General features: G+C 50.1%; 2 protein-coding genes. Both read left to right on the top strand.

What is annotated here, in order from left to right:
• The first annotated feature begins 6 nt into the window (after window positions 1-6).
• A complete protein-coding gene (locus G9F48_RS04240; RefSeq protein WP_165409066.1) occupies window positions 7-10,548 on the top strand; it encodes an SDR family NAD(P)-dependent oxidoreductase in 10,542 nt (3,513 codons plus the stop codon).
• Complete coding sequence (locus tag G9F48_RS04245; protein ID WP_165409067.1) at window positions 10,538-26,839, top strand: non-ribosomal peptide synthetase; 16,302 nt, start codon at window positions 10,538-10,540, stop codon at window positions 26,837-26,839. Before G9F48_RS04240 ends, G9F48_RS04245 begins: the two co-directional genes overlap by 11 nt.
• Window positions 26,840-26,848 lie beyond the last annotated feature (9 nt).

The following is a 26,848-nucleotide window of genomic DNA, read 5'->3' on the forward strand; positions in this document are numbered from 1 at the left end:
GAAGGAATGATATCGGAAAAAATCAATATCTCACTGGATCATCCCATCATGAAGGGCCATATGGTCTTTGGTGAAGCGGTATTGCCCGGTCTTGCTTATATCGATTTGATTTATCAGGTTTTTCAGGAACACGGTTATGTATACAATGAGCTTGAATTGAAGCACGTTACGATTTATCAGCCTTTAACCGTCAGTGAAACGGCTGCAATCATTCTGACCATTCAATGTTCTGATAGCGGAGATGGAAAGTGGCTCATCTCCCTTTCAGGGCAGAAACAGCAAGGTGACGAGCTGTCAGACAATATACAATATGCGACGGCTGAAATGGTGAAAAGAGACGCTGTCACATTTGACGAAACCATTGATTTCGGCGATGTGAAGCAGTCAGCCAGGTCTCTGAATCTTGATGACATGTATAACCGCTGTCTGGATCATGACTTGGTTCATTCCGGGATGATGAAATCGAATGGACGATTGTACGAAACAGAAGGCGGCATGCTGGCTGAGCTTTCTTGCGAAGAAGGAAAAGATTTCTTTTTATTCCATCCGGCCCTTTTGGATGCGAGCGGGATCGGGGGGAGCGGTTTGCTTTCAGAAACAAACCGGCTTCACCTGCCTTTATATTATGAATCGTTCACGGCCGCTGACAGGCTTCAATCAGAATGCACGGCGCGTATCGCCGCTTCCGGCGTCCGTCAGGAAAAAGAACTCACAACGATGACGATCGAGTACTTCAGCCGATCCGGACAAAAGGTGGCGGAGCTTAAAAACATTACGGGAAAAGCGGTTCGGCTCGAAGAAGACGCGAATACAGCCGAACAGAATCAACAGGCTGCAGCTGAGCCGGAAAGCGCAGATGTAAAAGACATTATTCTGTTTTTAAAGAAGCTTTTGGCTGATAAGCTTGGGCAGACTTGGGAGACGCTGGACGTTCTTGCAGGCTACTACGAGCTTGGGCTGGATTCATCTTCTTTGCTTGAGATTGTACAGGATATCAGTAAAAAGACGGGTGCGGACCTCGCGCCCACTCTTCTCTTTGAATATACAAATATAAAAGAACTCGCAGCCTTTCTGAAAAAGACTGGTTCATTTGAATATGCGGAGGAACGTGCAGCCGAATCATCACGGTCTGAAGCTGAAGCGCCGGACGCGCCAGAACTTCATAAAAACACCGGAGACATCGCGATTATCGGAATGGCCGGCCGCTATCCGAAAGCGAAAAGTGTGGCGGAGTTTTGGGAAAACCTTAAGGCAGGCACGGATTGCATCACTGAAGTTCCGAAGTCCCGATGGGATTGGAAAACATATCAAAACGTAACGTCCCCGTCTGGAAAAACAGTATCAAAATGGGGCGGTTTCATTGACGATGCCGACTGTTTCGATCCGCAGTTTTTCAGAATCTCACCGCGTGAGGCGGAAACGATGGATCCGCAGGAGCGCCTGTTTTTAGAAACATGCTGGGAAACGATTGAAGATGCGGGGTATACGCCTGAAACGCTGGGGAATAAAGGGGAGAAACAGCATCCGATCGGCGTATTTGCAGGGGTGATGCATAAAGATTATTCCTTAATCGGCGCAGAACAATTATCTGAAGCTGATCCTTTTCCGGTTTCACTGAATTATGCGCAGATCGCCAACAGAGTGTCCTATTATTGTGACTTTCACGGGCCGAGCATCGCGGTGGATACTGTTTGTTCCTCATCATTGACCGCCGTCCATCTGGCCATTGAAAGCATCCGCCGCGGCGAATGTGAAGCCGCGCTTGCGGGAGGGGTGAACTTGTCGCTGCACCCGGCGAAATATCTCAGCTACGGAAGCGTGGGCATGCACTCAAGTGACGGCCGCTGCCGTACATTCGGCGAGGGCGGGGACGGCTACGTTTCGGGAGAAGGAGTCGGTGCGGTCTTGCTCAAGCCGCTGGAAAAAGCCGAACAAGACGGCGACCGCATTTACGCGGTCATTAAAGGAAGCGCCGTTAACCACGTCGGGAAAGTAAGCGGAATTACCGTCCCGAGTCCTGCTGCACAGGCAGAAGTCATTAAGGCCTGTCTGAAAAAAGCAGGTATCAGCCCGCGGACCGTCAGTTATGTGGAAGCCCATGGCACGGGTACTTCGTTAGGAGACCCGATTGAAATTGAAGGTCTGTCAAAAGCGTTCAGCCAAGGGACGCAGGATCAGCAATTTTGTTCCATCGGTTCGGTCAAATCAAATATCGGTCACGCAGAATCAGCGGCGGGGATCAGCGGGTTAACAAAAGCGGCGCTGCAGCTTCATCACAAAACGCTTGTCAAATCACTGCATTCTGAGGAATTAAATCCTTACCTGAAATTTGAGGGATCTCCTTTTTACGTACAGCAGCAGACTGCTCCGTGGAAGCAGCCGGCAGCCGAAGAAAACGGAAAAGTCACACATTATCCGCGCCGGGCCGGACTCAGTTCCTTCGGTGCATCAGGTTCGAACGCCCATATCATTTTAGAAGAATACATTCAGCCTGAACAAAAAGCGCCTGCACCTGAGAACAATGCAGCAAAACTCATCCCGCTGTCAGCAAGAAATAAAGACAGGCTTCTGGCCTATGCGGAAAAACTAGCCCGATCGCTTTCAGAAAAGACGGTGCTGTCTGAACTGGCTTATACACTTCAGACAGGACGTGAAGCAATGGAGGAGAGAGCTGTCTTCCTTGTAAATGACACCCGCGACTTGAAAGAAAAGCTGAATGATTTCGTAAAAGGAAACGAAAACATCCCCGGTCTTTGGCGCGGACAAGCCGAGCTGCCGGAACTGAGCGAAACCGCTCCTGAGACGGATGATCCGATACGGCTTGCCGAGTTATGGGCAGAAGGGAAAATAATAGATTGGAATAGGCTGTACGCTTCGGGTAAACCGCGTAAAACAAGCGTTCCGACGTATCCGTTTGCAAAAGAACGCTATTGGATTCCGCAGCAGAAAAAACAGGAGAAAAGCGTGTCAGGCACAGTGCTGCATCCGCTTTTACAAGAAAATACGTCAGATTTTTCGCAGCAGCGCTTCACGTCTCTTTTTACTGGAGATGAATTTTTCCTATCTGACCATGTCGTCAACGGGCAAAAAATACTGCCGGGCGTTGCCTATTTGGAAATGGCCAGAGAGGCGGTCAAAAAGGCCGCTGCCGTGACGGAAAAAGGCCATAGCGTCACACTCAGGCAGGTTGTTTGGGTCCGGCCGGTCATGATTGAAGACAAACCGAAGGAAATACATATTGCCCTTTATCCAGAAGATAATGGTGAGATTACCTATGAAATATTCAGTGAGGCAGAAAACGGCGAAGATCCGGTTATTCACAGCCAAGGTGAAGCGGTCATTACCGAACCGGGAAGCGCCCAGATTGATATCGAGTCTGTCAAAGCTTCCTGCAATTCAGGGACCGTGACTGCGGAAGAATGTTACGGTGCTTTTGAGAAGATCGGTCTGGATTACGGAGAGGCATACAGAGGCGTACAGCAATTGCTGATCGGAGAAGACCGATTATTGGCCCGTATTTCACTCCCGGCTGCCGTACATGACAATAAAGAACAGTATACGCTTCACCCGAGTATGATGGACGCCGCTTTTCACGCCTCCGTCGGTCTGCTTGTCCGATCAATACATGACGATGCAGACAGCCACGAGCTTTCTCTGCCGTTTGCGATGCAGGAAGTGGAAGTGTTCGGGCCGTGTCCTGAACATATCTGGTCATATATCCGGTACACAGAAGGCAGCAAAGCAGATGACAACGTAAGAAAATTTGACATTGATATGTGCGATGATGCCGGTACGGTTTATGTCCGGATGAAAGGCGCGTCCGTCCGGGCGCTTGATACAGGCCAAACAGCAGGCGGTGAAACCCCGGAGGCGCCTGTCGGCCATACGATGCTGATTCCGGCTTGGGAGCCCGTTGCACTTAAAAAAACGAAGAAAGCAAAAACGGCGGAAAAGCAGACTGCGGTTTTCGGTGAAACTGACAGAACGCATACGCGCATAAAAGAACATCTGCCGAACGCTTCCTATTATCCGATCAGAGGTACGGATGATATCACATCTCTTACGCACATGCTTGAAGGACAAAAAGAACTGGAGCAAATCATTTGGCTTGCTCCGCAGGCTGAAAGTGCTTGCAGCCTCAAGGAACAGGAAAGAAACGTTCTTCATGTGTTCAAGCTGATGAAAGCATTACTTGCCTTGGGGTACGGAGAAAAACATTTGGACTGGTGCATCGTCACAGCAAATGCCCAGCCGTTTTCCGATCAAGACAGCGCCGACCCGTCACAGGCCGCAGTCAGCGGACTTGCCGGAACAATGGCGAAAGAATATCCGCATTGGAATATCCGCATGATTGACACGGAAACGGACGGCAGCTGGCCGGTCAAAGAGGCGCTCAGTCTTTCTGCCGGAAAAAACGGTCAAATTTGGGCGTACCGCAATCAGCAGCTGTTTGAGCGGCAGCTGATACCGCTTGACAATATGCCGAAAAACGGCACGCTGTACCAAACAGGCGGGGTTTATGCCGTGATCGGAGGCGCCGGATATCTTGGCGAGGCATGGAGTGAATACATGATCCGCCGCTACAAAGCACATATCATTTGGATCGGAAGAAGCACACTGAATGATTCCATACAGGCGAAACTCGACCGGCTCAGAGCATTCGGCCCGGCGCCTGAATATGTTTCCGCCGATGCCGCTGACAGTGCTTCCTTAGAGCGGGCTTACCAGTTCATAAAAGAGCGTCACACAAAAATGAACGGAATCATCCACTCGGCAATGGATCTGTCTGAGCAGAGCTTAAATAATATGAAGACAGAAGAGTTCAAATCGGTGCTGCGGGCAAAAGCCGATGTCAGTGTGTCCATGGCGGAGGTATTTGGACGGGAGCCGCTTGACTTTGCGCTCTTCTTCTCCTCGCTTGTGGCATTTATCCATAACGTGAAACAAAGCCACTATGCCGCAGGATGCGCTTTCAGTGACGCATTTGCGAAAGAACTTGATCAGACATGGAATTGTCCGGTCAAAGTCATGAATTGGGGCTATTGGGGCAACAGCGAAGCGGCTGAAGACGGCGATTTTATTCAGCTGATGGATCAGATCGGATTGGGATTGATCGAACCGGACGCTGCGATGGAGGCGCTTGAAACCCTTATGACGCTGCCGGTTGATCAAGCGGCTTTCATTCATACGACAAAACCGGTCGCGGTCGAAGGGATGAGTGAAACAGAAAAAATTTCCGTTTATCCGTCTCAGCCGCTTGTCTCTTCACAACAGCTGAAGGCCGCTCCGCCCGGCGCACGTCTTGTAAAAGCGGCTGAACATCAGAAGCTCGATGATTTTCTGTATCAGCTTTTGATCGCCCAGCTTAAAGAAGCAGACTTGCTGGCGCCGCAAAGCCTTAAAGCGTATGAGCCCGAACACGAATACTTTAAAAAATGGCTCAATCAAACGATCGCTTTCCTTCTGGAACATGGTTATCTGGAAGGGAATGCGGATTCATATAAATTGTCGGCGCGAGCCGAAGACACAACCGCCTCGCTATGGCAAAAATGGGAGCAGGAAAAAGAGGAATGGCTCAATAACGCCGATACAAAAGCGATGACTGTTTTAGCCGAGACGATGCTTAAAGCACTGCCGGACATTCTGCGCGAAGACGTGCCGGCGACTGACATCATGTTCCCGCACTCTTCAATGGAACTTGTTGAAGGAATTTATAAGCACAATCAAGTCGCGGATTACTTTAACAGCGCTCTGTCAGATACATTAACGGCGTATGTGAAAGAAAACATCAGCAAACATTCAAAAGCCGAGATCCGCATACTGGAAATCGGAGCAGGCACAGGCGGCACAAGCGCAGGCATATTTGAAAAGCTTAGGCCGTATCAAAACCATATAAAAGAATACTGTTACACCGATGTATCGAAAGCTTTTCTCGTGCATGCGGAGACGGAATACGGCAAACGGAATCCTTATTTGACGTATAAGCTTTTTAACGCAGAAGCGCCGCTTGCCGGCCAGGACATAGAGCCGGGCGCATACGACATCGTCGTTGCCGCCAATGTGCTCCACGCGACGAAAGACATCCGCCAGACGCTGAGAAACGCCAAAGCCGTTTTAAAAGACAACGGTTTGCTGCTCTTAAATGAAATGGCGGGAAACAGCCTGTTCCCGCATATTACTTTCGGACTGCTTGAAGGCTGGTGGCTGCATGAAGATTCAGCCCTTCGTATTCCGGGGTGCCCGGGCTTGTATCCGGAAAGCTGGAAGCGCGTGTTAGAAAGTGAAGGCTGGCATTCTGTCTTCTTCCCGGCAGAAGCGGCACATGAATTAAGCCATCAGATTATAACGGCAAAAAGCAACGGCGTTGTTCGCCAAAAAACGCTTACATCAGGGGCCGGAAAACGGACCGCTCCGCCAAAAGCAGCATATACGCCGGAACTTCAGGCGCAAACAACGGTGCAAAAAGGCGACACGTCTTTAACAGAAAAAAGCACCGAGTACTTGAAAACGTTAATCGGAGAAACGTTAAAAATTCCGCCGGCTCAAATTGATCCGAAAGCGCCGCTTGAAAAATACGGAATTGATTCTATCGTCGTCGTACAGCTGACAAACGCGTTACGAAATGTATTGGACCAAGTCAGCAGCACTTTATTTTTTGAATATCAGACGATCGAGGCGCTCGTCGCTCACTTAATCAAAACGAAAAAAGACGCGATGATCAAACTGACGGGACAAACGCCTGTTCAGGAAGAACGGAAGGCAACACCAGAACCGCAGGCTGTACAGCCTGCTAAGCCGCTTCGCACTGACTGGCGGCGGAGGGAAAAGCGGGCAGCCAAAGAGACCGTCCGGCAAAGTTCGGTTCGCGACGTGGCCATCATCGGTGTTTCAGGACGCTACCCGCAGGCAAAAACAGCAGCTGAGCTTTGGGATAATATTAAAAAAGGAAAAAACTGCATAGAAGAAATTCCCCGGGAACGCTGGAACTGGCAGGATTACTACAATGAAGAGAAAGGTAAAGAAGGCTCTATTTATACGAAATGGGGCGGCTTCATTGAGGATATGGACAAGTTTGATCCGCTGTTCTTTCAGATTTCTCCTTTGGAAGCGGAGCGAATGGACCCGCAGGAGCGATTATTTTTAGAAACGGCGTATGCGAGTATCGAGGATGCCGGCTATACGCCTGACAACCTGTGCCAAAGCAGAAAAATCGGTGTTTTTGCCGGCGCGATGAACAAAAACTACCCGACAGGCTACGGCTACTGGTCCATTGCCAACAGGGTATCTTACCTTTTTGATTTCCAAGGGCCGAGCATTGCCGTTGATACAGCCTGCTCCTCTTCTTTGACGGCCATTCATCTGGCGCTTGAGAGCATATACAGCGGTTCAAGCGAATGCGCGATTGCCGGGGGCGTAAACATAGTGACCGACCCGATCCATTATATGAATCTGTCAGTCATGAACATGCTTTCCGCAAGCGACACGTGCAAATCGTTCGGAGACCGCGCGGACGGTTTTGTAGACGGAGAAGGGGTGGGAGCGGTCGTATTAAAGCCGTTGGAGCAAGCGATCGCCGATAACGATCACATTTACGGTGTGATTAAAGGAAGCACCATTAACAGCGGAGGCAAAACGAACGGATACACCGTTCCGAATCCGAATGCGCAGGCCGCCTTAATAAAAGAAGCTTTTCAAAGAGCAAACGTCCCGGCGCGCACCGTCAGTTATATTGAAGCCCACGGCACGGGGACCGCATTAGGAGATCCGATTGAAATCGCCGGATTAACGAAAGCATTTGAAGAGGATACAACAGACAAACAGTTTTGCGCCATCGGCTCCGCAAAATCAAATATCGGCCATTGTGAAAGCGCCGCGGGCATTGCGGGTCTGACAAAAATATTATTCCAGCTCAAAGACCGCCAAATTGCGCCGTCCCTGCACGCAGAACAGCTGAACCCAAATATTGATTTCGCGTATACACCGTTTGCCGTTCAGCAGGAGCTCGGTGAGTGGAAACGTCCCGTCATCGGCGGCAAAGAGCTTCCGAGAAGGGCGGGGTTAAGCAGCTTCGGCGCGGGAGGAGCAAACGCCCACCTTATCATAGAAGAATATACGGCAGATAAAGAGCCTGATGAGACGCCGGCAGATCAGCCCGCCATCATCGTCCTGTCCGCGAAAAACAGCGAACGGCTCACTGAAAAAGCAAAACAGCTCAGAGACGCCATCCGTGAAAAAAGATACAGCGGCCGCGATCTTTTGAGCATAGCCTTTACTCTCCAGACTGGCCGGGTGCCGATGGAAGAGCGTCTCGGTTTTATCGTTCATTCACTTCATGAACTTGAAGAAAAACTGAATGGATTTATCGCCGGACAAAACAGCGCCGGACTGCACCGTGACGGCACGGAAGAAAACAAACGGATGCTTGCCGTATTTTCGGCGGATGATGATATGGAAACCATCATAGACGCTTGGATCAGCAAAAGAAAATATTCTAAGCTGCTTGAGCTTTGGGTAAAAGGATTGGACATCAATTGGGCGAAATTATACGGAGACCGTCCTCCGGCCCGCATCAGCCTGCCTGCTTATCCGTTTGCGAAAGAACGCTTTTGGCATCAGCAGCCTGTACAAAGCAAGGCCGCGCCCGTTAACGCGCCGGCTGATGAAACTGATCCGGCGGAGCAGTTTGAAGTAATGGCTTTTAGAGAAGTTCTTAAAGAACAGGCTCTGCCGGCTGCCGGAGAAAAGCAAGTCAAAACGGTGATTTCTTTCTTAACTGATCAGAAAAAGCAGCAGGAAGCCGTCTCTGTGATCAAATCGTATGACAGTGACATTGACGTTATTTTTATCGCTCAGGGAGACCGGTATGAGGCCTTGTCCGCCGGCCGCTGCCAAGTGGTGCGGGAAGATCCGCAATCATATGTGAACGCTTTTGCGGATATTCAAAAAGAGTACGGTGAAGCTTCCGCCATTTTGTATTTATGGGCGCTTGAAGATAAAAGCTGCATCGAAGATTATTCATGTATTGTCCATATTCTCAAAGCAATGGCTGAGACCGGTCTTCAGCCGGAAAGGCTGTTATTGGCGGGGGAATATGCATCCGGTCTGGAAAGGTGCTACTTGGAATCATGGATCGGCTTTGAGCGTTCGCTCGGCATTGTTCTTCCGAAAACAAGTGTTACCGGCCACTTCAGAAAAGCCGGTGCGGCCATAACGGACTGGATGAGAACCATTTGGGACGAGCTGAAAGCTGAAACAGATCATACCGTTTTCTTGGAAGAGGGAAAACGATATGTCTATCACACCGAACCAACCGGACTAACGAAAGAAAACGGCAGGATCAGAACCGGCGGAACATATCTCATTACAGGCGGATTAGGAGGGCTCGGCTACTTATTTGCCCGCCATCTCGCCCGGAACTACCAGGCAAATGTCATTCTCACGGGGCGGTCGCCGATCAATGAAGAAAAGAAAGAAAAAATGAAAGACCTGGAAAATCTCGGCGCGGGTGTTCTTTACGCCGAAGCCGATGTTTGTGATCCGATCGGAATGGGCGACTGCATCAAGCGCGCGAAAGAACGATTCGGAGCCATTCACGGCGTCATTCATGCGGCGGGCATCGAAAGCAGAACATCCGTCTTTGAAAATGAAATCGGGAATTTCCGCAGTACGCTTGAACCGAAAATAAACGGAAGCCTGCTTCTTGACGAGTGGCTGAAAAACGAAACGCCTGATTTCATCTGCTACTTTTCATCCACATCGGCTGTTTTAGGAGATTTCGGCTGCTGTGATTACGCAGTCGCGAACAGGTTCCAAATGGCGTATGCCCGCTATAAAAACGAACAATCAGAAAGCAGAAACGCTTTTGTCATAAACTGGCCGGTCTGGAAAAACGGCGGAATGGCCGTCGGCGGTGAAGAGACGACGGGCATGTACCTGAAATCAAGCGGCCAGCGCCTGTTGGAAACAGATGAAGGCATTGAGCTGTTTGAGCGCATCATTTCTCAAGACAACACCCAGTGCCTTGTCATTGCCGGCAAAAGAAGCCGTGCCGAACGATTTTTAGGCATACGGCGGGACGATTCATCAAAAACGGATGCGCTTTTGGAAACCGTGAGCCGTCGCATCCCAGAAGAAAGCACGGAAAAACGGCTCGAAGCGGATTTGAAAGAGCTGATACACAGTCTGCTGAAAATATCTAAAAATAAACTCGTCCTGCATAAAAACTGGGCGGAATTCGGATTTGATTCCATCTATTTAGCCAAATTTGCCGCTCTTTTGTCGAGTCATTACGGCATTGAAGTCACTCCGGCGTTATTTTACAGCTATGCCACGCTCGGAGACGTCATCAGCTATTACCTGACAGAACACAAAGAAACGCTCGAAACGTTTTACCGAACGGAAGAAACCGAAACAGAAGCCGCCGCTCCGGATAACAAGGAGTATACGGATCAGGAGATCATCGCCATGATGAAACAGGTCTCTGAGGGGACATTAGATTTTAAAAGAGTGCAAGACATCATAGAAGGGAGTAAGACCTATGAATCATAAAGAACTTCTCGATGCCTACAGATCAGGAACGCTCACCATCGCTGAAGTAGAACAAAAGCTTCAGGCTTTCAAGCGGACAACTGCAAAACGTCCGCTTTCTGAAGGCCAGAAAGGTTTGTGGATGCTTCAGAAAATGTTTCCGGAGATGAGCGCATATAACATTCCGTTATGCTTTCGTTTTCAAAAGCTGGATATCGAGACATTCAAAAACGCCCTTTTGTCCGTGCAGCGCCAGCACCCTATTTTGACCAGTGTGATAAAAGAGGAAAACGGCCTTCCGTATCAGATAGAAGATACGGATCGGCATTTTCCGATTGAAGAAATGGATCTTTCTGAATTAAGCGGGCGTGACGTTCTTTCGTTTATTAAAGAAAAAGCAAAAGAACCGTTCGCGCTTGAAACCGGGCCGCTCCTTCGCGTTCATGTATTCCGGCGGGCGAAGCGGGAGCCGATTGTGTTAATCACCATTCACCATACCATTTTTGACGGCGTCTCTCTTATGACGTTTATGTCGGCGCTGCTGGACGCTTATGTGAAAGCAAGTGAAGGCAAAGAACCTGTCATGGTTCAGCAGGCCGCAGATTATCATGATTTTGTGAAATGGGAAAAAGAGCTGCTGGAAAGCGAAGCGGGAAAAACGCATCTCTCTTATTGGAAAAAGCAGCTGGAAGGACCGCTGCCGGTGCTTGAGCTTCCGTCGGATTATCCGAGATCATCGGTTCAAACTTGCAGAGGGCAGGCGTATCAGCGCTTGCTTCCTGATGAACTGAACCGGCAGATTAAAGTGTGCGCCCAAAAACATAATGTCAATGAATCCGTTGTGTATCTCGCTATTTTCAAAGGGCTGCTCTATCAATATACGAATCAGGAAGATGTCATCGTCGGCATGCCGACGATGGGGCGCTCTGAGGCTCAATTTGAGTCTGTCATCGGATACTTTATTAATATGATCGCGGTCAGAAGCAGGGAGACGGGCGCCAAATCCTTTACGTCGTTTTTGAAGGAGCTGCAGCTGACACTGGCAGAAGGGCTGGACCATGCCGCGTATCCGTTTCCCGCGCTTGTCAAAGAATTGAAGACGGAACGCTCGCCTGCGGTTTCGCCTGTTTTTCAAACCGCGTTTTTCTATCAAAACTTCTTCCGGACAGAAGGAGCGGAAAAGCTGGCGGAACTATATCAATCACTCGGCATCGAAATGATAGAAGACATTCATCAGGAAGGCGAATTTGAGCTTGCGCTTGAAGTCTATAAAAAAGAAACAGGAACCGTCCTGCAATTTCTGTACAACCCGGATGTCTACAGCCCTTCTTTCATCGAACGGATGGCGGAGCATTATATGAAACTGGCAGAAAAGGTGCTTTCTGATCCGGAGATCACTTTTGAAGCCTGTTCCGGCCTGCTCAATCAAAAACGTGAAGCAAGCCGTTCATCCCATCAGCCGAATGAGCGCTGCATTCATGAAGTGTTTGCGGAAAAAGCCGGACGCCACCCTGACAGAGAAGCCGTCACATTCGGTGAAAACAGTCTTACATATCGCGAATTAGATGAACGAAGCACGGCGCTCGCTGTGCACCTGCAAGAAAAGGGAGTCACACCGGAATGCCCGGTCGGCATTTGTACGGAGCGTTCTTTTGAGATGGTCATCGGCATCCTCGCCATTTTAAAAGCGGGAGGCGCGTATGTGCCGCTGGACCCGGCTTTTCCAAACGAACGGATGGCGCACGTGTTGACTGACAGCGGCGTTTCAATCGTATTAACGCAAGCAAAGACGCGCGGCATGATTGAACAGTTGGCCGTCGGCGGTGTGAGCACGGTGGAAATTGAAAACAGCGGACGTTCTGTCAGCGGGGCAAAACTGACGCCGCGTTCAAAACCGCATCATCTCGCTTATATTCTATATACGTCCGGAAGCACGGGAAAACCGAAAGGCGTCATGGTTGAGCACAGGGCCATCATGAATACGCTGCAGTTTTTGGAAGCTGAGTATCCGGTCGCGCAAGAGGATGCCTATTTGTTAAAAACGAATTACGTATTTGACGTTTCGATTTCTGAATTATTCGGCTGGTTTATCGGAAACGGACGGCTTGTCATTTTGCCGCCTGGTGCAGAAAAAAATCCGCAGCTTTGCATGGAATACATCCAAACCCACCAGGTCACGCATCTGAATTTTGCTCCCGCCGTGTTTAATGTATTTCTGGAAACGGTAAAGCGGCATACGGCATTTACAGAAGACGGCCCTGTGAAATATGTGATGGTGGCCGGTGAGGCGTTTCCGAAAGATTTAGTCAAAAAGGCCGTTTCCATCTTCAAACATGCCAGAATTGAAAATATATACGGCCCGACGGAAACATCTATTTATGCCGCTTACTACAGCTGCAGCCAAAAGGAAATCACAAGCAGGAATACGCCGATCGGGAAACCGATTCAAAATACGCGGCTTTATATCGTCGATGAAAAGCTCAGCCCCGTCCCTGACGGTGTGGCCGGGGAGCTTTGCGTGGCCGGCGCCGGTCTGGCCAGAGGCTATTACAATCAGCCTGAGCTGACGGCGGCATCATTTATTGATAATCCGTTTAGTGAAGGAGAAAAACTTTACAAGACAGGTGATTTGGCCAGATGGCTGCCTGACGGAAATATAGAATATGCCGGCCGGATTGACAGTCAGGTGAAAATTCGCGGCTTCCGCATCGAATTGGGAGCGATTGAAACGAAATTGAACGAACATCCGGACATTCTTGATCAGGCGGTTGTTGTTCAGGAAAAGAACGGACATAAAAAGCTGATTGCTTATTATACGGCCCGCTCCGGTCATACGGCTGATGAAAAAGCGCTCCGCAACCATCTTTTATCGAGTCTGCCGGATTATATGGCGCCTGCTCATTTTATCCGTCTGGATGCGCTGCCGTTAACACCGAGCGGAAAAGTGAACCGCAAAGACCTAAAACAGCGCAAGGTAATTGTTCACAGGTCTGAAAAGACGGGCAGACTGCCGTTATCAGAAGCGGAAGCGAAAGTGACCGCAATATGGGAAGACCTGCTGAATACGGCGGGCATCAAAACCGAAGACGGCTTTTTCGATGTGGGAGGCGACTCGCTTTTGGCTGTTGCGGCGGCAGAACGCATTAAACAGGAGCTCGAATGCGACTTTACCGTTACGGATTTATTCGAACACTCTACCATTCAGGCGATCAGCCGATTTATTGTTGAAACTAAACAGACGGCTGAATCAGAGGTATCAGGCCAAGATGAAAGAGAAAGAGAACAAACACCGCAAAACGGGGTGCCGTCTTACTTTGACGACAGTGTGGCGATAGTGGGGATTTCCTGCCAGTTCCCCGGCGCGAAAAATCATCATGAGTTTTGGAAGCAGTTAAGAGAAGGAAAGGAAAGCGTCCGGTTCTACTCGGAAGAAGAACTTCGGGAAGCCGGCGTGCCTGAAGATTTGATCGAAAATCCCGACTATGTGCCGGCATTATCGACGATAGAAGGAAAAGATCTCTTTGACCCTGAGTTCTTTCACATTTCTCCGAAAGACGCAGAATTTATGGATCCTCAGCTTCGGCTTCTGCTGCTACATTCTTGGAAAGCCGTCGAGGACGCGGGATATGTATCCAAAGAGATTCCGAAGACAAGCGTATATATGTCGGCAAGCAATAATTCGTTTCGGTCGCTTTTGCCGGAAAAAACGACAGAAGGCCATGAATCTCCCGATGGCTATGTCTCATGGGTGTTAGCGCAGAGCGGTACGATTCCGACGATGGTTTCCCATAAGCTCGGATTAAAAGGGCCAAGCTATTTCGTTCATTCCAATTGCTCATCATCATTAGTCGGTCTTTATTCAGCCTATAAAAGTATAACGAGCGGAGAATCGGAATACGCGCTCGTCGGCGGAGCAACTCTGCATGCAACGACCGGTATCGGCTATGTGCACCAAAACGGATTGAATTTTTCAAGCGACGGGCATGTCAAGGCATTTGACGCTTCAGCCGACGGTATGGCGGGCGGAGAAGGAGCGGCCGTCATTCTGCTGAAAAAGGCGTCGCAAGCCGTTCAGGACGGAGATCACATATACGCCATGCTCAGAGGCATCGGTCTGAACAATGACGGAGCGGATAAAGTCGGATTTTACGCACCAAGTGTAAAAGGTCAGACTGACGTCATCCAGCATGTTTTAGACAGCACGAATATTCACCCGGAGACGATTTCCTATATCGAAGCGCACGGCACTGGAACGACATTGGGTGATCCGATTGAAATGTCCGCGCTGCAGCAAGTGTATAAACGTTACACGGACCGGGAGCAGTATTGCGGGATCGGCTCCGTAAAAACGAATATCGGACATTTGGATACAGCAGCAGGTCTGGCCGGGTGCATCAAAGTCGCCATGAGTTTATATCATCGGGAGCTGGCGCCTACCATTAATTACACGTCACCGAATCCGAATATCAAATTCAGCGGTTCGCCGTTTTATGTGGCGGATAAGAGAAAATCGCTTCCGGAGAGAGAGACGCCGCACCGGGCAGCGTTAAGCTCATTCGGACTCGGAGGAACAAACGCACACGCCATTTTTGAACAGTATGAAAACAAAACGATCAGCGGATTAAATGACGGACAGCCGCCTTATATCGTTCCGCTGTCAGCGAGAAATAAGCAGCGTCTTACTGCCTATGCAACTTGTTTATCCGGCTTTCTGGATGAAGCCGAAAACGATGTTTCCTTGCATGATCTGGCATTTACGTATCAGACCGGACGTGAAGCGATGGAAGAGAGAGCCGTTTTTATCAGTCATGATCGTCACGATCTGAAGCGTCAGCTGCAGGATTTCATCAACGGCAATGACCAAAACATCTTACGGGGCGAAAAAGTGAGAAGCAGAGAAGTGTCGGCTCAGGAGATGGAAGAGCTTGCGGCATGTCAGACACGTGATGAAAAGCTGAAAGCACTTGCGGCGCTCTGGATTGAAGGAGCGCGTGTTGATTGGGGCTTATTGTATCAGGATTCCGCGCCGCGAAGAATCAGTGCGCCGACCTACCCGTTCGCAGAGGAGCGCTTCTGGCCGGAAGAAACTGTGAAGCAAACCGATGCGAAGTTTTTGCATCCGCTGGTACATCAGAATACATCCGTCTTGCAGGAGCAGCGGTTCAGTTCGGAATTTACGGGAAAAGAGTATTTTATTGCCGAGCATATCATTAAAGGAATGGCGATCGTGCCGGCTGCCGTCACCCTTGAGATGGCACGGGCCGCGGCGGAGAAAAGCATCGGCGGGGCAACAGAGGATTCTCTCGGCCTGCGCTTAAAGAATATCGTATGGGTCCGCCCGGTGATAGCCGATCAGGACGCTGTCCGTGTCCATATCGGACTTTATGAAGAAGAGGACGGACAGATTCAATACAGAATGTACGGCGGTAACGATTCTATCGGTGAAGAAGCTCCTCTTTATAATCAGGGCATCGCTGAAATCATCCGGAAGGAACCGGAGGAAGCGGCGGATATTGAGCAGCTGAAGCGCCGGTGCACGCAGGGAACAATCGGATCTCAAGCGTTTTACAAAGGAATGATCGGAGCTGATTACGGGCCTGGCTACAAAGGTGTACAGCTTGTATACAAAGGCGAAGACCGTCTGCTTGCTAAATTGAAGCTTCCTGAATCCGTCTCCCGTACGAAAGCTGATTATATCCTTCATCCGAGTATGATGGACGGTGCGCTTCAGGCCGCCGAATATTTACAAAACGTGACGAGAGCGCTGCTGGCAGAAAGCGGGGAACCATTCAAAGCCGCATTGCCGTTTGCTTTAGAGGAGCTGGACGTTCTGAATCCGTGCGCTGATGATATGTGGGTGCACGTCACATTCAGCGCGAACAATAAAGCCGGCGATCCTATCCAAAAAGCAGATATTGATTTATATGACAATAACGGCGGGCTTTGTGTGCGGATGAGAGGTTTCTCAACGCGGATCATGGAAGAAAACGCGGGTGCCGGCGTTCCCGTCAGCCGTACCGAGACATTGCTCGCTGAACCGGTCTGGAAAGAGCAGCCGGAACCGGCCGATCATGCGCCTTCGTATGAACAGCATATCATTTTCCTTTGTGAGTACGATGAAGCCGTTAAACAAGCTGTCGAAGCAAAGCTTGAACATGCAAGCGTCATTATCTTGGACGATCGTCCCGCATCTATTGCAGAGCGGTATCATTCTTATGCGGGTCAGCTGTTTGACCATATCAAAACCATAATGAAAAGCAAGCCGAAGGGTCGGGTTCTTTTTCAGGCTGTTACGCGGTCAGCAGGCTTACAGCAGGTGTTCTCAGGCATTACCGGCCTCTTCAAAACCGCATGCCTTGAACATTCCAAGCTGATCTGTCAAATGATCGAAGCCGAGGAGAAAGAAAGTGCTGAAGGCATCGCGGAAAAAGCGGCGGAAAACCGTATGCATGCCGAAAGCGTCCATGTGAAATATGAAAACGGCAAGCGCTTTGCCGCTGATTGGGAAGAGATGGATATTTCTCAAGCGGAGCCGGACATTCCGTGGAAAGACGAAGGCGTTTATCTCATTACAGGAGGTGCCGGAGGTTTAGGTCTGATTTTTGCAAAAGAGATCGCAAACCGTACAAAAGATGCCGTCATCATACTAACCGGCCGGTCCGCTCTCGGAGAAAAGCAGAAAGACATGCTGGAAATAGTACGTGCTGCCGGCTCTTCTGTTTTCTACGAGCAGACCGATGTCACGGACGAAGCAGAAGTATACCGATTGATCCGCAATATCCGTAAACGGCACGGCAAGCTGGACGGGATTGTTCACAGTGCCGGCATTATAAAAGACAACTACATGGTGAAGAAGACGGCAGAGGAATTCCAACACGTTCTCGCTCCGAAAGTGAAGGGCCTTGTGTATCTTGATGAAGCGTCACAACATGAGAAATTAGATGTCTTTATTGTCTTCTCATCCTTATCAGGTGTGCTTGGAAGCGTCGGCCAGGCTGATTATGCGTCTGCAAATGTCTTTATGGAGATGTATGCCGAGTACCGCCGTTCTTTACAAGCCGCAGGACAAAGATACGGAAAGACGCTTTCTGTCAGCTGGCCGTTATGGAAAGAAGGCGGAATGCAGGCAGGAAAGCAGACGGAAGATATGCTGATGCAGGAGGCGGGAATCGCACCGCTCGGCACAGATGCCGGCATCAAGGCTTTATATCAAGGCTTGATGAGCGGGACAGCCCGGATGACGGTTCTTGAAGGAGATGTGAAAAACATGAAAGCAAAACGGTTCCGCAAAGAGAATGATCATCCGGAAGCAGAGACCGGCGTACGTCATGATATTGATGCTGACAGCCTGCTTGAAAAAGTGAAGCATCTGTTAAAACAGCAGACGGCCTCACTGTTAAAAGTAAACATTGACAAAATTGATCCTCATGAAGAAATGACAAAATACGGGCTGGATTCTATCTCGATGACTGAGTTTACGAACCAGTTAAACAAAACGTACCGGCTTACGTTAACGCCGACGATTTTCTTTGATCATCCGACAATCCATGAATTTGCCGTTCATTTAATCAGTGAATACGAAGAGGAATTTGCCGGACGGTTTGCGGTAAATACAAAAACGGTTCAATCGGCAAGACCGGTAAAAGAGACTCAAATCACGCGCCCGGCCGTTAAGCGGCGCCGCACTCTGCCTGAGACACTTCCGCAGACAGTGCAGCGGGACCAAGGGCCGGAACCGATCGCAATCGTAGGCATCAGCGGGATTTTCCCGATGGCAGAAGACATTGAAGCTTTCTGGCAGAACCTGAAAGAAGGCAAAGACTGCATGACCGAGATTCCGAAAGACCGCTGGGACTGGCGGGACTATTACGGGGATCCCGCAAAAGAAGCCAATAAAACAAACGTCAACCAAGGCGGGTTTATTGACGGAATTGCTGAATTTGATCCGTTGTTTTTCGGGATTTCACCGCGGGAAGCGGAGCAAATGGACCCTCAGCAGCGCCTCTTGCTGACGTATGCGTGGAAAGCGATTGAAGATGCCGGATATGCGTCAAAGAGTCTCTCAGGCACAAAGACAGGTGTGTTTATCGGGACCGGAAATACCGGCTACGGTTCTCTTTTAGCCAATGCCGATGCGGCGATTGAAGGGTCATCCGCGGCGAATACAAGTCCGTCTGTCGGACCGAACCGTGTCAGCTATACGCTCAATCTGCACGGGCCGAGCGAACCGATTGATACCGCCTGCTCAAGCTCGCTCGTTGCCATACACCATGCCGTTTCTTCAATTGAAGAAGGGACGTGCGACATGGCTTTGGCGGGAGGAATCAATACGATTGTTCTTCCGGATGTGTATATCAGCTTTGACAAAGCGGGCGCGCTGAGTAAAGAAGGAAGATGCAAGACGTTCTCCGATCAGGCTGACGGTTTTGCCCATGGTGAAGGAGCCGGGCTCTTTTTCCTCAAAAAGCTGAAAGCCGCTGAGGCGGATGGGGACCATATTTACGGCGTCATTAAAGGAAGCGCGGTGAATCACGGCGGCCGTGCGGCATCTTTAACAACGCCTAACCCGAAACAACAGGCGGAAGTCATTAAAGCCGCATACAAAAAAGCGGGCATTGATCCGAAAACAGTCTCTTATATCGAAGCGCACGGCACCGGAACAGAATTGGGGGATCCCGTTGAAATTAATGGCCTGAAACAAGCGTTCAGCTCGTTTGCAGACGGAAAAGAGAAAGCGGCCGGCTATTGCGGCTTAGGGTCGGTCAAAACGAATATCGGCCATTTATCCCTTGCCGCGGGAGCAGCGGGCATTATTAAAATTTTGCTGCAGATGAAGCATCGGACATTAGTCAAAAGTCTCCACTGTGAGACGGTAAATCCGTATATTCAGCTTGAAGACAGTCCGTTTTACCTGGTGCGGGAGACGATGGAATGGAAGACGCAGACGGACGAACGCGGAAACGAACAGCCGCGCCGCGCGGGCATCAGCTCATTCGGCATCGGAGGCGTAAATGCCCACGTCGTCATCGAAGAATACATCCCAGAAGACAGAGAGGAAGCAGATGATTCTCATATCGACCCATGTCTTTTCGTTCTGTCCGCCAAAAATGAAAAACGCCTGAAAGAGCAGGCAAAACAGCTGAAACGTGCGCTTACTGAAAAACGGTACGATCATTCCAGCCTCGTTTCTATGGCATATACTCTCCAAATCGGAAGGGACGCCATGGAAGAACGCCTGGCGGTTATTGCCGGATCCGCAGAAGAACTGCAGGAAAAACTGTCACAGTTTATCACTGGAGATAAGCATGCGGATTTGTACAGAGGAAGAATAGACAAAGGCACGCTGCAAATGCTGACGGAAGATGAAGAAATTCAAGAAGCCGTTGAAAAATGGATGGCACGAGGCAAATACGCGAAGCTGCTTGAATTATGGGCCAAAGGGCTGAACGTCGATTGGGCGAAGCTGTATGGAGACCGGCCGCCTAAACGCATGAGCCTACCGTCGTATCCTTTTGCAAAAGACCTCTATTGGGCGGCGAAACACACCGGAAAACACGAAAAAACAAGCACTGTATCTGCCGGAAAACAAGACGCGCTTCATCCGCTTCTGCACAGAAATACTTCAAACCTTGCAGAACAGCGGTTCAGCTCAATCTATACAGGAGAAGAATTTTACCTTGCGGATCATGTTGTAAAAGGCGTGCCGATTTTACCGGGTGTGGCACATCTTGAAATGGCGCGCGCAGCAATGGAACAGGCATCTGAAGTTCCGGCCGGACAAGGAAGCGTCAAGCTTAAGAATACGGTTTGGGTGCGGCCGATTACCATTGAAGACGAGCCGGTTCATGTCAACATCCGTCTCATTCCCGAAACGGCAAATGACGTTCAATTCGACATTTACTGCGGCCGGGAAACAGATCAGCCGTCCGTTTACAGCCAAGGGGCAGTATCAGTCCGCCCTGACGCAAAGGCTCCGGTCATTGATCTGCAAAAACTGAGATCACAATCCGCCGAGACACCGTTTTCTGCAGATGAAGTGTACGATATGTACCGCAAAATCGGTTTTGATTACGGCCCGGCTTTCCGGGGTGTCAAAGCGATTTATACAGGTGATGATTTCGTATTGGGCAGACTGTCTCTTGATGCGGCTTGTGCGGACACGGTACAGGAGTATGTCATGCATCCGGGCTTAATGGACTCTGCATTGCAGGCATCAAGCATATTAACCGGAACAAATGATGAAAAACTGATGCTTCCGTTTGCGGTTCAGGAGCTTGAAGTATTCAGCGCATGCGCTGCCGAGATGTGGGTATACGCCAGACTTTCTGAAGACCACAAAGCCGGCCAGGTTGAAACACGCGATCTTGATATTTGTGATGAAAATGGCAAGGTGTGCGTAAGGCTGAAAGGTTTGTCATTCAGAACGGCTGAAAAAGAACCTGAGAAAAAAGAAAAAGCTCCGGAAACGCTCATGCTTGAGCCGGTATGGACACGAAGCGATGAAACTGCCGTTCAAACGGAACCCGTTTTTGCCCGGCATATCGTAATGCTTTGTGACACAGACGCCGGATTAAAACAAGCCGTTGAAGCCGCGGGAGCTGAATGTATTGAAATGACCTCCCCGCACGGGAAAGCGGCGACGCGCTTCCGTGATTATACAGGACGGATATTGGAGACGCTGCAAAAACTGCTGAAGGAAGAGACGGAAGGAGACGTCCTTATCCAGACGGTTCTCGCTAAAACAGATAAGCATCAGCTGCTCTCAGGGATTTCAGCTCTGCTAAAAACAGCCGGCCTGGAACATAAAAAACTGAAAACCCAGCTGATTGAAATAGAACCGGCGGAAAACGGCAGAATCACAGACATCATCAGAGAAAATAAAACAAGGGCTGATGACAGCCATATCAAATATGAAAACGGCATCCGATACAGCGCAGATGTCAAAGAAACGGCCGTGTCCGGCGGAAAAATACGCATTCCGTGGAACGACGGAGGCATTTATCTCATTACCGGAGGGGCCGGGGGTTTAGGATTTATTTTCGCGAAAGAAATTGCCCGGAAAGTCAAAAAGCCGACACTGGTTTTGACAGGCCGTTCCGCATTAAGCGAGAATCAGCGGATGCAGCTGCAATCGCTTGAATCACTCGGAGCAAAAGCGGAATACAAACAGGCTGACGTAACAAACGCTCTAACTGCGGCAGACCTGGTCAAAACAATTGAAACGGAATATGGCGGCCTTCACGGCATCATTCATAGCGCGGGTGTGATGAAAGATCAATATATCGCAAAGAAAACAACCGAAGAGTTTTACAGTGTATTGGCTCCTAAAACGGACGGATTTGTCAACCTTGATGAAGCAACCGAGCATTTAGCGCTGGACTTTTTCATCGTTTTCTCATCCATTTCCAGTGTCACCGGGAATGCGGGACAGGCGGATTATGCGGCAGCAAACGCATTTATGGACAGCTATGCGGCATACCGCAACGCGCTGGTTACGGCAATGTACCGCCACGGTCACACATTGTCAATCAATTGGCCGCTTTGGAAAGACGGCGGAATGCAAGTCAATGAAGAAATGGCGAAGCTCACCGAAAAAAGAACCGGCGTAACGCCGATGCGCACTGAAACCGGAATAGAAGCTCTTTACAAAGCATGGAGCATGGGGAAAACAAGTGTGCTCGTCATGGAAGGAAACCGCGCCGTAATGCGGGAAAAACTGCTTCCAAAGACTCCCGCAGCCGCTTTTGCACCGGTTAAGAAAACGGAGGAAACGCCTGCGCCGAAAGACCTGGCGGCCAAACTTCAGGAATTGCTGGCAAAAGAAGTTTCCGGGCTTCTGAAAATAAACATTGAAGAAATCGATATCGAATTGGAGTTCAATCAATACGGATTTGATTCCATTACGCTGACGGAATTCGCCAACAAGCTGAATGACACTTATCAGCTTGATCTGACACCGACCATATTTTTTGAATATGCGACGATTCAAGCCTTGGCGCATCATTTAGCAGAAGACTATCAAACGCAATTTGCCGGCAGCACACAGCCGAAAGAAGAAAAACAAAGCGGCGTAACAGATGATGGCGGCATCAGACTGGCAGGGAACAAACGATTTGCAAAAACTGCCGTACAGCCTGTTCAGACTGCGGCTGAACATAAACCGGAACCGATCGCCATTGTCGGCATGAGCGGAGTGTTTCCGAAGGCCGCAAATATTGATGAGTATTGGCGCAATTTAGAAGAGGGAAAAGACTGTATAACAGAGGTGCCGGCGGATCGCTGGGACTGGCGGGAGTATTACGGTGACCCGCTTAATGAAGCCAACAAAACAAATGTAAAGTGGGGCGGGTTTATTGACGGAGTTGCGGAATTTGATCCGCTGTTCTTCGGAATTTCACCGCTGGAAGCCGAACAGATGGATCCCCAGCAGCGCTTGTTAATGATGTATGCGTGGAAGGCGATAGAAGATGCGGGATATTCCGCTAAAAGCCTTTCCGGCACGAAAACAGGCCTGTATATCGGCACGGGGAATACCGGATACGGCTCACTGTTTTCCGATCTGGATATCGGCGGTGCGTCAGCCGCAAATATGAGTCCGTCAGCAGGGCCGAACCGCGTCAGCTATATGCTCAATCTGCACGGGCCGAGTGAACCGATCGACACGGCTTGTTCCAGCTCGCTGGTCGCGATTCATCACGCCGTATGCGCCATTGAAAACGGGAACTGCGAGATGGCGATCGCCGGCGGCGTGAATACCGTCGTCACACCGCAAGGCCACATCGCTTATGACAAAGCGGGTGCGCTGAGCAAAGAAGGGAAATGCAAAACGTTCTCCGACAGGGCGGACGGATTTGCCGTCAGTGAAGGTGCCGGAATTCTGTTTTTGAAAAAGCTGTCAGAAGCGGAAAAAGCGGGCGATCATATTTACGGCGTCATTAAAGGCAGCGCGGTCAACCACGGCGGACGCGCGAACTCCTTGACGACACCGAACCCGAAAGCCCAGGCGGAAGTCGTCAGAACGGCTTATGACAAAGCAGGCATTGATCCGAGAACCGTCACTTATATAGAAGCGCACGGAACCGGAACGGAGCTTGGCGATCCGGTCGAAATCAACGGCCTGAAATCCGCCTTTCAAAAGCTGTACGAAAAAACAGGCGATCCCGCCGTTTACGCGAGTCACTGCGGTTTGGGATCGGCCAAAACCAATATCGGCCACCTGTCACTGGCAGCCGGTGTCGCGGGTGTGATCAAAGTGCTGATGCAGATGAAGCATAAAACACTTGCAAAAAGCCTCCACAGCGAGGTCATCAACCCGTATATCAAGCTGAAAGACAGTCCGTTTTACATCGTACAGGAAAAAAGAGAATGGACGGCATTGAAAGACGAAAACGGCAATCATCTGCCGCGCCGTGCGGGAATCAGTTCTTTCGGCATCGGCGGCGTAAACGCCCATGTCGTCATTGAAGAATATATCCCGAAGGAAGAAAGAAAAACAGCTGTTTTCACACACCCTCAAATCTTTGTGCTGTCGGCCAAAGAAGAAGAACGTCTGCAGGAACAGGCGCAGCAGCTGGCGCAAGCTTCTTTTACGGATGCGGATCTTGCCGATGTTGCTTACACGCTTCAGCAGGGACGTGATGCGATGGAAGAAAGAGCGGCCATTATCGCTTCCTCGGCCGAAGAACTGCGGGACAAGCTAAAGAGCTGTGCGAAAGGACGTTATGACAAAGCGGGCATTTATAAAGGAAAAGCGGGTAAAACCCCGCTGAAATCCATTCTGGCAGGCGCAAACGGCGAAGCGGATATCGAAGAGCTGATAAGCCGCCGGGAGAATGACAAGCTTGCGGAATTATGGGTGCAGGGCGCGGATATCAAATGGGACGGCTTATATTCTGATATCAAGCCCCAACGGATGAGTCTTCCTGCTTACCCGTTTGCGAAAGAGCGGTACTGGATCACGGACAACCGGCCGAAAGCAGAAAAACCGCAAGCTGTGCCGACGTCGCGGGTGCTGCACCCGCTGCTTCACGAGAATGTATCGGATTTAACAGAGCAGCGGTACCGATCCGAATTTACGGGACAAGAGACGATTTTCACCGATCATCTTATTAAAGGCAAGCCGGTTATGCCGGGCGTTGCCTACTTGGAAATGGCCAGGGCGGCGGTTGCTCAGGCAGTCAAAGGGCAAAAGGAAGTTCCGTCTGTCATCCGTCTGAAAAACATCGTTTGGGTTCGGCCGATAGAAGCGGGAACCCGCCCGATTGAAGCGCAAATCAGCCTGATTCCGAGGGAAAACGGTGAAATCGTGTATGACATTTACACGGATTCACAAACAGAAGCAAGCGGCAGGCAGATACACTGTCAGGGGGCTGCCGGCATTCTCGGCGCCGGTGAGGCTCCGCACCGTGATATAGGCGCACTGAAAGCTCAATGCGGTCGCAGCATGCTGACTTCTGAACAGTGTTACGGCTTATTCAGCAAAATCGGCATTGACTACGGTCCCGGACAACAAGGAATTCAGCACATTCATATCGGAAGCAATCAAGCATTAGCTGAGCTCCGTCTGCCTTCCTTCCTCGAAGAAACGGCAGATCAATACGTTCTTCACCCGTGTATGCTTGATTCAGCTTTGCAAGCGACAATCGGACTGAAGCTGCATGCAGATGATAACCAGCTGTCACTGCCGTTCGCCCTTGAGGAACTGGACATTTTCAGCCCGTGCACGACAAGCATGTGGGCGTATGTCAGCTCCCGGGGAACGGATGAAAAAATACAGCGGCTGGACATTGACTTATGCGATGAGACAGGCCGCGTCTGTGTCAGGATTAAAGGGATTTCTTCCAGAATGATGGAAGGCCCGGCGCCGGAAACATCATTAAATGGAGCAAACCTTCTGGCTCCGGTATGGGATCTTGCGGAATTCCGTGCCCAAAGCCCGGCATATAAGACGGAAGAGGTTGTCTTTATCGCAGGGGATGAGGAAAGCGCGGCTTTTCAATTGCATCATCCTTCTGCGAAACGGCTTCATATCAACCCGGAGGATGAAATAGAGGCTGTTGCGGCTGAGCTGAAAGCAAGAGGGTCTTTCGGGCATATCGTATGGATCGCTCCTTTTCACAGCGCTGATGACATGGTGAAAGCTCAAGATGCGGGCGTCATCCAGATGTACAGAGTGATTAAGGCGATGCTTGCTTTAGGATACGGAGGCAAGCGAATCAGCTTGACTGCAGTCACAATAAAAACACAGTCCGTACAGCCGGCGGACATCATTGATCCGGCTCATGCAGGCATTCACGGTTTGATCGGTTCGCTCGCAAAAGAGTATCCGAACTGGCAAACACGGCTGATTGATGCCGGATGTCCGGAAGATGTTTCAAAGGCGGAGCTGTTCTCAGCGCCGTTTGATGAGCAAGGAAATACATGGGCGTACCGCAACAATCACTGGTACAAACAGCGCCTTATTCCTGTACAGCAGCCGGTGTCAAGCCGGACCGCTTACCAAAAAGGCGGCGTTTATGTCGTCATCGGCGGCGCGGGGGGCATCGGCGAGGCATGGAGCGAATATGCCGTGAAAACGTATCAGGCGCGAGTCGTTTGGATCGGCAGACGAAAACATAACAGCGCCATCCAGGAAAAAATCGACAGACTCAGCCAATTCGGGCCGGCGCCGATTTATATTGAAGCTGACGCGGCAAACCCGGATGAGCTCACAAGGGCGTATGAAACGATTAAACGCACGCACCCGCAAATTAACGGAATCATCCATTCCGCAATTGTTTTAGAGGATCAGAGCCTGGCGAATATGCCGGAAAGCCGTTTGAAAAGCGTGCTCGCTGCAAAAGTCAATGTCAGCGTGAATATGGCCCGCGTGTTCCAAAATGAGCCGCTGGACTTTGCTTTGTTCTTCTCATCTGTTCAATCATTTGCACGAGCGGCCGGACAAAGCAATTATGCTGCCGGGTGCAGTTTCAAAGATGCCTTTGCCGCTCATTTGGCTCAAGTCCGGCCGTATTCGGCGGCAGTGATGAATTGGAGCTATTGGGGCAGTGTCGGAATCGTATCATCTGCCGAATATCAAGAACGGATGAAACAGGCGGGAGTCGGATCAATTGAAGCGCCCGAAGCAATGGCGGCGCTTGAACGATTGCTCGGCGGCCCATTGAATCAGTTCGTCATGATGAAACAGGCGGAAGAGCCGGAGGAAAAACCGGAAGAAATGATAGAAGTATACCCTGAACATCACGGCTCGGCGATGCAAAAACTGCGAAGCTATCAGCCTAAAGTAACAAGACATGTACAACAATTGAGTTAAGGAGGGGAC

This window comes from Bacillus sp. EKM420B (genome assembly GCF_011065565.1).
GTDB classification, from domain to species: domain Bacteria; phylum Bacillota; class Bacilli; order Bacillales; family Bacillaceae; genus Bacillus; species Bacillus velezensis.